Raw genomic sequence first — 13,923 nt, 5'->3', positions numbered from 1 at the left:
CGTATATTTATGCTGAAGCGCTAGATAAAGCAGATAAATAGCAATATCAAAAATAATCACCTATCTTTAACAAATACATAAACTTAATAGATAAACTTATTCACTAAGTATGAACGTTCGTTTCCTGAACATTATTCTTTTTTGCTGCATTGCCAGCCCTGCGCTGGCTGATGATGAGCTAGATGTTGCTTATTTGACTCAGGATCCTCCGAGTATAGTGTCACTGGCACAAAGTTTCGATCCGGATTCTTATGCAGTGATCACTCAAATCTTTGATTCATTATTATACTTTGATCTGGATGGTAACATCCAACCGGCTCTTGCTACTCACTGGCAACAAATCTCCAGTACCCAATGGCATTTTTTCTTAAGAAAAAATGTTCGTTTTCATAACGGTGAACCCTTTGATGCCAAAGCGGTAAAATTCACTTACGACTATATTATCAATCCTGCAAATAATACTGGCAACCATTGGATCCTGAACTCAATAAAAAAAATTTCGCTGATACCAAACAAACCGCTGGAAGTGATTATTGAAACCCATCACCCCGACAATATGCTGCTTAATCGCTTAAACATGTTTGGTGCAATATGCCCACCGAACTATATCAAAGAAAAAGGTATTAACTACTTTCTCCAACACCCCATTGGTACCGGGCCATTTAAGTTTAAACATTGGCAAAAAAATACAGAAATTTTACTAACCAAAAACCCAGACTATTGGCAAACAGGTATCCCCCATTATGATGCGGTACGCTTTAAGATCATGCCCCAACAACAATGGATGTCAGCAATACTGGCTGACGATGTCGATTTAGTGCCTAACTTTCCCGGCAATAAAACCACTGAGTTAATGCGAAAATCAAATAACGAATTACGCTTAGTGAAACGCTTGGTACTTGCTGGCTATTGGGTGCTCATTCACAACCAGGGAATATTTAGCCAACTTAATGTCAGAAAAGCACTGAATTATGCGATTAACAAAGACGATCTGGTCAGGTTTGGCGATTTTGGTAATGCCCAGCCGCTGGCATCGTTAGGAAAAAAGCATGAATTTGGTGCCAACGAGACGCTAAACCCTTACCCTTACGACCCGGATAAAGCCCGTACTTTACTGGCAAATGCCAAAGTTGCTCCTCACACACCACTAAGTATATTAGCGGCAGATATAACCACTCCTATTGCCAAAATTATTCAGGCCAATCTAGAGGACGTCGGGTTTGAGGTTTCCCTTGAAATAGTCACTCGTAGTGAATGGGCAAAAAAAGTCATTGGCCATAAAATCGCTACCGGCCAACGTTCCGGCTACGATTTAGTGATTAACCTTGTCGATAACCCTATTTTCCACCTAGGTTTTCATGCCGGATTGTTTCTCGACTCCCGCAGCCCTTGGTCACAAATTACAGATCCTGAGTTTAATCGCCTTTTTGATAACAGTATGACCACACTTGAACAATTGCCGGCTAAGACGAAACTTAAAGCGCTTGATGCATACATTCACGATAACGCCTTAATGATCTTTACCACCCAGCGGATCATTACTGTTGTTGTAAATAAAAGCACATCAATTGATCGTTACGGATTAAACGGTCATCTCGACTATGAATTACTCAGTCACGCAAAGAAAGTAACTAATGATTAAATTATTAAAAAGTAAATTACTGATCAAATTTATTATCAGAAGCGTAGTTTTGCTTTTTATTTCTGTCTTTTGTATTGAATATGTCACTTATAACAAGACCAGTGCCATGATCCAGCTGAGGATCAACGAACAACTGCAACATGAAATTAAACAACAAGCGCAAGTAATTGAACAACAAATTCATCAACTTACTTTGGATGCAAAAGTACTCGCGGAACTGCCGGCAGTAGAAGAGCTTATTCTTAATAAGCAATACGGTTTGTTGACGGAAGCACAGCGCATAGTGCCATTAATTGAAAAATTTATCGATAATCAAATGGTGAGAAACAATAACTATATTCAATTTGGTATCTGCAATAAAAACCAACAATTAGTGTTTAATTATCCCAGGGTAAATTCACAAGAAAACCTATTAGCCTGTGATGAAAATGCTGTCCCTGAATTAACACTAATTAATCATCAATCCATGATGCTAACCAGAAATTATATCAAACGTAATAACAAACCATTAGGCAGCGCATTTATCGTTTTTAATACTGAAAGGATTTTCACTGACATTAGCAATAAGCGAATACTCAATCATGGCTTCTGGGCCTTATTTGATCAAGACATGACATTATTAACCGGATTAGACGATAATAATCAACAATTTAGCAAAGTGGTTAAACAACATAACATTAATGCTGGCAACGTTGAAATGCTCACAATAGCAAGAAAAGCTGCTTACCTTTACCCATTTAAAATCAAAGCGACTAACTGGCAACTATTTGCTGTAGCCTACCAAGATGAAATGTTTAAAGACGTGATAGAACTACTTTATCTGCTTAGCTTTGTTGTTTTACTAGTGTTTATTGGCGAAGTTATCTTTCTCTCCTACTTTACTCATTCTATCGTTATTAAACCAATCAATGCATTGCTTAGCGCCACCAAGCATATTACTCAAGGCAACTATCAGCAAAAAATAGCCGTAAAACACAGTGACGAAATCGGCCTACTCACCAAAACCTTTAATACTATGACAGCAACGATTGCCGAACAAATTGCGAAACTCAATTGGGAAAAGCAGCAAAGTCATGAAAGTAAGGCATTATTACAAAGTATCATAGACAATACCCCGGACATTATTTACTTAAAAGCGATAGATCACAGGTACTTACTCGTCAATCAGGCTTATTTATCACTATTTAACATCCAGGCAGAAGATATCCTAGGTAAGTCAGATAAAGAGCTATTCCCTAAAGAGCTTGCTGATGCATTTATTGAAAATGATAATCAGGTGATTCAACACCAAAAAGCATTTCGCTTTGACGAAATGGCCGTTGATAAAAATAACACCACCCGACACTACATTTCGGTTAAGTTTCCACTGTTTGACCAGCAAGACCACCTTTACGCCACTTGCGGAATTTCAACCGATGTAACTGAAATTAAAGAAAAAGAAATTAAGTTACGAGCACTTAATCAAGAACTCAAGCTTATCTATAATATTTTTGAAACCGGTAAAGAAAGTATAGTGATCACGGATGAAAACTGGCAAATTACCGATGCAAACCGTGCACTTATTACTAACTTTGACTTTAATAAATCAGATATCTTAAACACTCCAGCATTTAACTTAATTGCCGAACATGAACAAATTCTCGAAGAAATTCAAACCAGAGTTAACGTTAACGGCTACTGGCAAGGAGAAGTTTTATTATATTCCAGCACGAAACAAGGTTACCCTCAGTTATGCTCTATTAATAAAGTTAGCGATAGCGAATTTCAAACCACCCATTACATCATGCTATTCAGTGATATCACTCAACTTAAAGAAACCCAAAAACAGCTAGAAAAACTTGCTCATTACGATAGCCTGACCGGGTTGTTCAATCGCTATCAGTTTAATATTGCCGTCCATAAAGCAATTTTTGAATCTCAGGAAAACAATGACAAGTTTGCATTATTTTTCATTGATTTAGATAACTTTAAATACATTAACGATACCATGGGCCACGAAATTGGTGATGCCTTTTTGCAGGAGGTCGCTCAACGGCTAAAAACAGTCACCCGTAGCTCAGACGTTGTCGCCCGCTTTGGTGGTGATGAATTTGTTTTATTGATGAAGAACCTTCGTGAACAAGACTATATCTCAATGCTCGCCAACAAAGTCAGAGAAGCGGTTAATTCCGCCTTTACCATCGAAAATAAAGAAATCTATGCCTCAGCAAGTATTGGTATTGCCTTATATCCACAAGATGGCACTAGTTGTAGTGAACTGCTCAAAGCTGCTGATATCGCTATGTACAGCGCCAAAGATAAAGGCAAAAATGCCTACCAGTTCTTTATGCCTGAGATGAATCAGGCCATTAAAGAAAAGCTTAATTATGAAGAGAGCTTACGTAATGCCATTGAATGTGATGAATTTGAATTTCACTATCAGGCAAAGCATACAAAAGACAACAACTCTATCATTAAAGCTGAAGGCTTATTACGTTGGCGAAAAAAAGATGGTCAGTTAGTCATGCCAGATGAATTTATTGCCATTGCCGAAGAATCAGGCTTAATCGTGCCTATCAGTTATCACATTTTCGACCATGGTTGTCGCTTTATTAATGCACTTGAACAGCAATTTAATAAGCCGGTGGAGTTATCTTTTAATTTATCAGGCCGTCAATTTAGACAACATGATCTGGCACAGAAACTTCATCAAATCACGCAGCAGCATCAGATTTCCCCCGGCAGTATTGAATTTGAGATCACTGAGAGTGTTATTATGGAAGACCCTAAATTGACACAGTCGATTTGTCAGCAGATCAAAGCAATAGGCTTTAAAATATCTCTGGATGATTTCGGTACGGGTTATTCTTCCCTTAGTTACATCCGAGATTATCCCATTGACAGTATTAAAGTCGATCGCGGCTTTATCACAGATGTTGAAACCGACGTTACGAAACAGGCGATAATTAACGCGGTCTTATCCATTGCGCAAAGTATGGGTTTAGAGGTCATCTGTGAAGGGGTTGAGACTAAAAATCAGTTGGTATTTCTTCAGCAAATGGGCGTTAATACAGTACAAGGTTACTACTTTAGTAAGCCATTAGCCGAACAGGAATTTATTTGTTATGTTAAAGAAAATTATTAAAAGATAACTGCGCTGCTATCATTATCTACCTTTACTGCTAACAGCCCTTAGGTAGCTCAGAAATATTAACAATTCTTGTCTGGAGAATATCCATTGTTAATCATATTTCCCTGCTCAATATAGTTATTAATCGCTTTAACACTCAGTCCCATTGTAGTCGAAAACTTTAATAATAACGCTTCAACCGCATTGTTTTTCTGGTAAGCAGACATTTCCAACACTTCGGCGATGTCAGCTAGGGCGATTAAACTTAAAGTGCCGGCACTGCCCTTCAACTTATGAGCAATTTCTCTCGCTTGCTGGAAGTTTACTTGCTTAAACGCTTCCGTTAACAATTGTGGGTCTTCACGATGAACCTGCAAAAATAAAGTCAGTTGCTGTTGGTAAATATCCGGGTTTTGCCAACGACTCAAGGCATCATTAACATCGATTAATGGCTTAGATTCAAGTATTGATGTTTCAGATGTTAATCTTTCCGGTATTACTGATTGTTCCATGCACTGCACCTTATCGAGATTAGCATTATCATTGCCAATACCTTGCGTTGTAGGGCTATGTTCAAGTGAAGTTTGTGATGCCTGACGAAACCTGAGAATTTCTTCAACTAACTTATTCACTTCAAATGGCTTAGAAACAAACGCGTTCATCCCCGCTTCATCCGCCGCATCTTGTTGCGATTTAAATGCCCCGGCGCTTAGTGCAATAATAGGTGTCGTATTATAGACAGGCAAAGCTCGAATCTCTTTAGTGGCCTGATAACCATCCATCACCGGCATCTGAATATCCATCAAAATGACATCAAACGGCTGGCTTCGCTGTTTAATTTGCGTCAATGCTTGCGCACCATCCTCTGCCGTTTCAACAATAGCTCCTTCACCTGCCAATATGCTCTGCGCCACTTCACGATTGATTGCACTGTCATCAACTACCAGAATTTGTACTGCAGACAAGCGATTTTTACTATTTTTCGCCAAATTGGCTGAGCTTTGTATTTGTCCCTGAACATTTTTTGCTTCGATAATGACATCATACAAGCTTGACGTGGTCACGGGTTTGGTCAGCACTAAATCCACCAATTGATCGGTATGTTCGTTATACACGGTATCACGACAGTTGGGTGCAACCAGTAAGATAATCGTGATATCAAGGTTAGCAAACTCTTGTTTTATCGCTCTGATCACTGATAAGCCATCGCACTTATGCAAATGATAATCTAGCAACAATATATCGAACGGGTCGTCCTGATTATCCCTGATCAACTGAATCGCGGTTTTAGCGGAGTCAGTATCTTCCGCGTACCAACCTAAGCTACTACAAATGTCCATCACACTGGCACGCGTTGTTGAATTATCTTCGGCAATTAACACCCGCTGATGCATCATTTCAGGCACTGAGCTTTTCTGCGGATCACTGACTTCAAACACCAGTTCAAAATAGAATTCACTACCTTTACCTGGTTCACTGGTTAAATTGAGCTCTCCCCCCATCAAGGTAACAAGCTTTTTACTGATCGCTAAACCTAAGCCTGTACCGCCAAAATGACGGGTTGTGGTAGAGTCTGCCTGAGAAAAAGCACTAAATATTTGCTTTTGCTTATCCTTTGGAATACCAACACCTGTATCACGTACAGAAAAACGTAACTTGACCTGACTATCGTCCGCTATTTTTTCGATTAATTTCACCGAAAAGGCAACTTCTCCCCGCTCAGTAAATTTAAGAGCATTACCCACCAAATTAATTAGTACCTGACCTAATCTTAATGGATCCCCCATTAAAAACTCCGCATCTTTCGGCGGCGCTGACACAATCACTTCGACTGATTTATTCCCAACCGATGACGACATAATATTAGCCAGATTATCAATAACATCAGACAGTTGAAACGGGATGTTTTCTAATGTTAAACGACTGGCTTCAATTTTTGAGAAGTCCAGTAAGTCATTGATGATCCCTAACAACGAAGTGCCTGCATGATGAATTTTCTTCACCATGGTTAAGGTTGCTTGCGGTAAATCCTGCTCTTTCAGTAAATAAGCTAAACCAAGAATGGCATTCATTGGTGTTCTGATTTCATGACTGATATTAGCAACAAACTCGCTTTTAGCATTACTCGCCGCAATCGCTTTATCCTTTGCTTGTTCTAATTCTGCGGTACGCTCTTGTACTTGATGTTCTAACGAGTTATTTAATTCAATAATTTGCGATTCAATTTGCTTTTGTTGAGTAATGTCGCGAAAAATCCCAGCAACACCTGTAACTTGGTTTTTATTTGACACAATTGGTGAAAGGTTAATCGAGACATCAATCAACTTGCCACAGTGAGTTTTTGCTTTAAAGTCAAAAGGTTCGACCACACCGCCTTGAAAAATAGCTTTCAATGTTTGCGCAGTTAAGATGCTACTTTCACTCGGTATTATCAATTCAAAAATACTTTTGCCGGTAACATAACCTTGGGTATAGCCGAAGGTATGCTCTGCTGACGTATTCCAGCTTTTAACCTTACCGCTAATATCCATCCCCACAATGGCATCATTGGAGTTTCGGATAATGGCTTCATATTCAGATTTGGCCTCCAACAGCATTAATTTTTTACGCACATAAATATCGGCCGCCAGCAAGATCAACGAAATAATAAACACGGAAAAAAGTATACTGGTATATGCCAAGGTCGTTCTTGCGGAGATCTCCTGTTCGATAGCCGATTGTTGGGCAGCAACAATTAACGTTAAAAACTCATGTGGTTCAGTATTACCTAAGAAAATGTTGTGCTCTTGATAATAGATTTTTTCATTAGCCAAGGTGGAGTATAGGGTCGCTAGTTTTGCGCTTGATGGTTGCTCTTCAGCTAACACAAAGTATTTTTGCCAACTATGCTGTTGACCTAAATCAGCAGAAAACTCCAGTTCTGGTGCTGGGCCTATGATAAATTCGCCAATGCTATTGAGTAGGTATGTCTGATAATCATTGCTTAGATTGTGCCGTAACTGCCCTAGTAAAACCTCAGCATTATAGTTAACGATCAAAATGCCGGAAAATTCTCCCTGATTATTGAAAATAGCTTTTGCGATACGAATAGTTTTAATATGAGGGTATTCAACCTTGCCATATTCCCGGTTTAAATTAATAGTGGATAGATAGAGTGCATCCGGACTCAATTGAGCACTTTCGGTGTAATACTTTTTATCACTTTTCCTTTGTAATTCGCTATCTGGTACGACTCGGATAACCCCGTATTTACGATGGACCCGAACAATTTCTCGTCCTTGCTCCGGTGCAAAAATATAGCGAATTTGTGTGATATTCGGGTCGTGTTCAATATACCCCTTAAAGATAATTTGTAAACGTGAGCGCCAAAGTTCATAGGTCGTGCCGTCATAGGGATCTATTCTGCCATTTTCATAGGCTCGAACAATCCCCTGTACCGGCGGCGTGGAATGAAGAAATCGTACTTGATGTTGCCAATTTGCTAATTGGCGAGTTAGAGCATCCTGCCTCAGTGACAAATTCTCGGCTATTTCATGTTCTAGTTCATTAAAAACATCACGACGAATGTCTGAATTCACATAAAAGGCAAACGCTACCCCGATAACCACAGTCGTTATAATTGCGTATAAAAATGGACGGCGAATGGCAAAAAACTGAGAACTCGCTTTAGTAGACATAGTACTTCCTTATACGAAAACACACGCTTTATTACCTAAGCATAGTCACCACTATCAAATAAAAACTGTATCCATACTATCCCTAGATCTCTTAACAATATAGTCGTGCTAACAAATATTGCCATCTGACATCGTTCTAGCTCTCACTGGAGGTATTGATGTTGCCGAACAAAGATAACGCTAATTTAGCATTGCTAGGAAGATACCAATGCATATAAGAAGCAAGAATATTGTTATGTAAATAGACAAATTCCCCTAAACGCTCGCTCGGATGATGGCGAGTCTGAGATAAAGGCGTTAATCTCACTTCTGCCTTTGAGTAATGAAAACTGTGACCACGAATAATATTATCACTGTTATTATTACCTGTATTATCACCAAAAGGTAAAACGACCCATTGCGATCCTATGGCTGTGAGCTTTTCTTGCATCACAGCTTTGCCCGGCAATAAGCCAAGTAGCGAGTATTGCTGACCAGCAAAATTGGTTAGTTCATCAAGTAAATAGAGCATGCCACCACACTCCGCAATTATCGGTTTATTAGTGGCAGCAAAAGCTTTGACGTCACTAATAAATGTATGATTTTCGGCTAACTGCTGAGCATATAATTCAGGATAGCCGCCAGGAATATACAAGACATCGCCGTCTGGCAAGTGGCTATCTTCCAGCGCCGAACAATAAACAAGCTCGGCTCCTGCTTGCTGTAAAAAGGCAATATTCGCAGCATAAATAAAACTAAATGCCCGATCTTTAATAATAATAACGCGCGTTCCTGCTAACGCACCTGTTATATCGGATATTTGTTCGTCTTGTTTAACAGCAAAGAACTCAACTGCGGCAGGTAATTCCGTCAGTTTAGTCGCATTAATATAACTGGCAACAAGATCGAGTTGTGCATCTATCTCACTCAGCTCCTGTGCTTGCACTAACCCTAAATGTCGCTCAGGTAAAGTGACCTCATTATCTTTAGGCAAACGTCCATAAAAAGTGATATCGGAGGCTAAGTTTTCCTGCAAAAGCTCTGCATGCCTTTCACTATTAACGCGGTTAGCAAATACACCAGCAAACGGTAATTCAGGACAAAACTTTGCTAAGCCATGGGCTAGTGCAGCAAAGGTTTGTGCCATCGCCTTGGCATCAATCACTCCAAGTACTGGAATATTAAAGTAACGGGCTAAATCAGCACTGCTTGGCGTGCCATCAAATAATCCCATCACACCTTCAATTAAAATAAGGTCAGATTCTTTTGCTGCCTGATAAAGCAATTCCTGACAGCCTCGCTCCCCCACCAGCCAGAGATCTAGCTGATAGACTAATTGACCACTGGCCTGACGTAAAATCATCGGATCAATAAAATCAGGCCCAACTTTAAAAACAGTCACTTTCTTGCCCTGATTTTTATGATAGCGGGCAAGCGCTGCTGTGATTGTAGTTTTACCTGAGCCAGAATGTGGCGCCGCAATAATAAGTGCCGGACAATTAACACCGGTACCTGGCAGATGTTCCGGTTTATTATTTAATGAAAATGCGTGTTTAGCGGATGTCATTAGTTATACCTCTGTTATCGTTCATCATTAATAACTACGCTATAACTTAGCGCTCTCCTTAGCATTAAATTTGGCAATGACCTTCTGCTGACGTAATAAACAACTGCCAACAAAGTCTATCGCGACCGCAATTACCACGTAAAAGACGGGCTTAGTAACAGCACTGGCATAATATTTTTCGACACGAGCTAGGTATTCTTGCCAGGATAAAGAAGCAAAGTTACCCGAGAAAGCGTAATAACTCCCATTAGAAATGAAAAATGCTATTGAACCGACAATAAATAAAGTAGCAGCTACTTTGATACTCGACAGGCCAGCACTAGATTGTCGCCATTGAGGCTTTGCCCAATAGCCACCGACAAACATCAAGCCATAACTAACAACCAGCGCAGGGTATGAAGGGGTTAAACAATCGCCCAAATAACCCCGAGAATAAGATGACGCTAAATCAAGCCCTATGGTGAGTAAATAGAAAAACCAAAACGCTTTCATATTTCTCAAATACATGCCAGCAATAAAGAAAATCGCGGTTGATGCACTGGGTAAATGATTAAGACTGGCAAAATGGTGGCCGCGAGTCGCTACCATTAATAACGTCAGTAACACAAACAGGGCCAAAGTGATACTAACAGGTTGGGGCAATTTAACTGATTTCATAACGATTCCGTTGTCACAATAAACAAAGTTTAACGGTGTTGGAAATCAAAGTAGATAAAGTTTGGCAGCCATGCAGCATCAAAAACTAGTTAAGCATTGTACTGGTAAAACACGGGCCTGCTGCTTAGCTTTTATCTGTCTTTGGTTCACCGCCCACCGCAGTTCTCAAACAATACCTAATAAATTAGGCATGATCAGGCCGGTCTCCGGACTTCTGTTCATCGCATTTGCAACACCTTCCCATATCCAGCTAACGACAGAATCGTTTAAATACAGTGGTTACGTTGCTGCTCACAGTTACCGTTGCGGGGGCAGTACTGGCATTTCACCAGTTTCACGTTTCATCTTTACAGTGTCGTAATGCTTTGTTCGATCAAAGTATTACGACTGCTAAGACACCTAAATCACTGCAGATATTACGTGATAACCTGCTTCGCTTCAATAGCAAAAACGCCGAAAAAACAACTCATCTAACCACAATAATTTTTAAAATCTTTCAAGGTGATATAGATTGAAGCCGAGTGCGAGTTTCGCTATGCTGCGCATCCAGTTTGTTCATCCAGACCTAGCGCCAGGAGCAATAAAATTAAATGAAGGCTAATTTATATTTAGCGCGCCACGGAGAAACCAAGTGGAACAAAGTGCAACGTTTTCAAGGACAGCTTGATAGTGAATTAACGACAAAAGGCAGACAACAAGCAAGAAATATCGCCGAACGTCTGGAAAAAAGCAACATAAGTCACATTATTTCATCTCCCCTTGGTCGTGCCATCACCAGCGCCCAAATTTGCCAAGAAATTTTAAAAATCCCACATCAAACTGAGAGTGATTTAACTGAACGACACTTAGGACACTGGCAAGGCCAACAATTAAAAAATATTCAGGCATCGCCAGATTATCAGAAAATTTTTCAGCAATTTACTCAAGCAAAGCCATTAGGCGGTGAAAGCGCTATTGATTGTGCTCAGCGTATTTCTCAGGTATTAGAACAAATTGCAAAAGCCTATCTTAACAAGAATGTATTAGTCATTTGCCACGGTGAAGCACTACGTTGCTTGCTCGCGAAACAAGGTTATCATTCCAACGCTAGTGCCTATGAATTATTTAATAACGGCGATATTATCCATTTAAGCTATCAACACCAAATCAAAAGCTTTCAGCTTCATCAACTGGCGTTGGCATCATAGATTAGGGCGGTATTGAAACAAGGAATGTCGTTATGGACGGGTTAATTACACTAAGTGAGCAGCTTTGGGCTGTCTTACCAACGTTTTCCACCAGCCTGACTATTTTGCTGGCCTTACTGTTAGACAAGCGATTAGGAGAAGCCAAACATTATCATTACCTGGTTGCTTTTGGCACACTTGCTAATGTCATTGAAGCTAAACTCAATCCAGATCACCACATAGTCGCGGCTAAGAATGTGCTACCTACTCAATTGAAAGTAAAAGTCGTTGGCCTGATTTCCTGGTGCCTGCTGGTGATGCCAATACCACTATTATATTTTTATTTGCTGTCAAACCTTAACTGGTACTGGCAACTGCTCTGTGATGCCACAATACTGTACCTGGCGCTCGGCCTTAACAGCCTGCACCAGCACGCAATGCAAATATACCGGCCACTAGCTAATAACGATATTGCCAGCGCCCGTCACTTTACCGGCTATATTGTCAGCCGAGATACCAACAAGCTATCAGAGCAGGAAATCGCGCGTGCAACAGTAGAATCCATGCTGGAAAACGGCCATGATGCGGTTATCGCCTCATTAGTTTGTTACCTGATTGGCGGAGCCCCGCTGGTGATCATCCACCGACTGGCCAATACCTTAGATGCAATGTGGGGTTATAAAACGCCGCGCTATCTACATTTTGGCTATGCCAGTGCCAAACTCGATGACTTACTTGGTTTTATTTCAGGAAAAATTTGTACTGTGCTCTATGCAATGCAAGGTAACCTTAAACAAGCGCTAAGTAACGCCTACCAGCAAGGTAATAGTTATAAAAGCCATAATGGCGGCTGGGTAATGGCCGCTGGAGCAACCGTTTTAAAACGCCAGCTTGGCGGCACGGCAAATTATCACGGCCAACAACTCAACTCGGTAACTTTAGGGCAAGGAAGGCCAGTGCAGGCTCAAGACATCAAAGCCAGTTTAACAATTGTCACCAATGCCAGTATGCTATTAGTCATTACCACCTTTATTTATCAGTTAACAATTTTAATATTTCATTATTATTAAAGCACCTATGACCTTAATTCACGGCGGCCAGCTTAACCAGATAGCAAAACAATACAATATTCCAGTAAGTGACTGGCTCGACTTATCAACCGGTATTGCACCATTAAGTTATCCAATTCCTAAGGAGATCCCGTTAGCCATTTGGCAGCAGTTGCCACAACTTAGTGAAAAATTAATCATCGCCGCCCAAGATTATTATCGCTGTCAACAACTGGTCGTTACCAATGGCAGTCAGGCCGTCATTAGTGCTTTGCCTCAGTTATATCGACTACATCAGCCTAAAGGGGAGCATGTTTATTTGCCTGAGCGCGGTTACAAAGAGCATGCCTACGCCTGGCAACAGGCAGGTTTTCAGCTAATGTATTATCAAGATGAACTACCACCACTTGCTGAGCTCACTCCACATTCGGTACTGGTAGTGATCAATCCGAATAATCCAACCGGAAAGTTTTTTACTCGGCAGGAACTGCTTAGCTATCGAAGACAAATGCAAAAACTCGATGGCTTGTTAATAGTTGATGAAGCATTTATCGATGTTATGCCTGATGAATCGCTGGCTTCACCAATAACCGATGAGCATACACTGGCATTACGCTCGTTTGGCAAATTTTTTGGCCTAGCCGGACTACGGATTGGCTTTTTAATCGCAGATAGCACTTGGTGCGATTCATTTAAACGCTGTCAGTCACCGTGGCAAGTTAACGGCCCGGCGCAATTTATCGCCGAACAGGCATTAACTGATATAAAATGGCAGGCTCAGCAAAAGCAACAATTACAACATTTAAGACAGCAACAGCAAATCGTATTAGAGAAGGTTTTTAATGGACATTTATCCGATGAAATAAAAGGCACGGACTTATTTCTGACCTTACGCTTTAAACAGCCAAGTGATGCGCCTAAATTATACCATTTATTATGTCAGCAGGGCTTATATTGTCGCCTGACTGATGAGCAGGACAGCTTAAGGTTTGGCATCGCCACCTCAGAACAAATCCCCCGTTTAACGCAGAGTTGTCAAAAAGCCAAAAAGTTACTTCTTGACTAATAAAAAATCCC

The 13,923-nt window shown here is 40.4% G+C and carries 8 protein-coding genes and 1 riboswitch; of the genes, 5 read left to right on the top strand and 3 right to left on the bottom strand.

The features are described 5' to 3' along the window. Positions 1-109 precede the first annotated feature (109 nt). Positions 110-1,642 carry an ABC transporter substrate-binding protein gene (locus QQK06_RS15610; protein ID WP_284245697.1) on the top strand — a complete coding sequence of 511 codons (1,533 nt, stop codon included), beginning with the start codon at positions 110-112 and terminating at the stop codon, positions 1,640-1,642. Continuing rightward, the gene (locus QQK06_RS15605; RefSeq protein WP_284245696.1) at positions 1,635-4,766 is read left to right on the top strand and encodes an EAL domain-containing protein; all 3,132 of its coding nucleotides are present in this window, start codon (positions 1,635-1,637) and stop codon (positions 4,764-4,766) included. Before QQK06_RS15610 ends, QQK06_RS15605 begins: the two co-directional genes overlap by 8 nt. A gap of 65 nt (positions 4,767-4,831) precedes the next feature. Here QQK06_RS15605 and QQK06_RS15600 read toward each other — a convergent pair whose 3' ends face one another. The 3 genes from QQK06_RS15600 to QQK06_RS15590 all read right to left on the bottom strand — a co-directional run bounded on the left by QQK06_RS15600 (position 4,832) and on the right by QQK06_RS15590 (position 10,631). Further along, positions 4,832-8,428, bottom strand: coding sequence for a response regulator (locus QQK06_RS15600; RefSeq protein ID WP_284245695.1), 3,597 nt, complete (start codon positions 8,426-8,428; stop codon positions 4,832-4,834). Between the two features lie 136 nt (positions 8,429-8,564). Beyond that, positions 8,565-9,974, bottom strand: a complete 1,410-nt coding sequence (locus QQK06_RS15595; protein WP_284245694.1) for a cobyrinic acid a,c-diamide synthase CobB — start codon at positions 9,972-9,974, stop codon at positions 8,565-8,567. A gap of 39 nt (positions 9,975-10,013) precedes the next feature. Beyond that, the gene (locus tag QQK06_RS15590) at positions 10,014-10,631 is read right to left on the bottom strand and encodes a hypothetical protein (RefSeq protein ID WP_284245693.1); all 618 of its coding nucleotides are present in this window, start codon (positions 10,629-10,631) and stop codon (positions 10,014-10,016) included. 180 nt (positions 10,632-10,811) lie between these two features. Next, positions 10,812-11,049: riboswitch (cobalamin riboswitch) on the bottom strand. Positions 11,050-11,221: 172 nt separating this feature from the next. Between QQK06_RS15590 and QQK06_RS15585 the strand changes: the two genes are divergently transcribed. From QQK06_RS15585 to cobD, 3 genes are read left to right on the top strand one after another with little or no spacing between them, the layout of a single operon-like run. Next, positions 11,222-11,818 carry a histidine phosphatase family protein gene (locus QQK06_RS15585; protein WP_284245692.1) on the top strand — a complete coding sequence of 199 codons (597 nt, stop codon included), beginning with the start codon at positions 11,222-11,224 and terminating at the stop codon, positions 11,816-11,818. A gap of 32 nt (positions 11,819-11,850) precedes the next feature. Further along, entirely contained in the window at positions 11,851-12,867 is a 1,017-nt protein-coding gene (locus QQK06_RS15580) for a cobalamin biosynthesis protein CobD/CbiB (protein WP_284245691.1), read from the top strand. A 7-nt stretch (positions 12,868-12,874) separates the two neighbouring features. After that, positions 12,875-13,912, top strand: coding sequence for a threonine-phosphate decarboxylase CobD (gene cobD / locus QQK06_RS15575; protein ID WP_284245690.1), 1,038 nt, complete (start codon positions 12,875-12,877; stop codon positions 13,910-13,912). Positions 13,913-13,923: the final 11 nt, after the last annotated feature.

The sequence above is a fragment of the Thalassotalea insulae genome, assembly GCF_030161395.1.
GTDB lineage: Bacteria > Pseudomonadota > Gammaproteobacteria > Enterobacterales > Alteromonadaceae > Thalassotalea_E > Thalassotalea_E insulae.
Note: the sequence above shows the minus strand (reverse complement) of the source record. Positions and strands in the feature narration are given on the sequence as shown.

Excerpts from the sequence above, each read along its gene's own strand:
- QQK06_RS15610 (WP_284245697.1), top strand. The coding sequence starts at position 110 with ATGAACGTTCGTTTCCTGAACATTATTCTTTTTTGCTGCATTGCCAGC.
- QQK06_RS15605 (WP_284245696.1), top strand. The coding sequence starts at position 1,635 with ATGATTAAATTATTAAAAAGTAAATTACTGATCAAATTTATTATCAGA.
- QQK06_RS15600 (WP_284245695.1), bottom strand. The coding sequence starts at position 8,428 with ATGTCTACTAAAGCGAGTTCTCAGTTTTTTGCCATTCGCCGTCCATTT.
- QQK06_RS15595 (WP_284245694.1), bottom strand. The coding sequence starts at position 9,974 with ATGACATCCGCTAAACACGCATTTTCATTAAATAATAAACCGGAACAT.
- QQK06_RS15590 (WP_284245693.1), bottom strand. The coding sequence starts at position 10,631 with ATGAAATCAGTTAAATTGCCCCAACCTGTTAGTATCACTTTGGCCCTG.
- QQK06_RS15585 (WP_284245692.1), top strand. The coding sequence starts at position 11,222 with ATGAAGGCTAATTTATATTTAGCGCGCCACGGAGAAACCAAGTGGAAC.
- QQK06_RS15580 (WP_284245691.1), top strand. The coding sequence starts at position 11,851 with ATGGACGGGTTAATTACACTAAGTGAGCAGCTTTGGGCTGTCTTACCA.
- cobD (WP_284245690.1), top strand. The coding sequence starts at position 12,875 with ATGACCTTAATTCACGGCGGCCAGCTTAACCAGATAGCAAAACAATAC.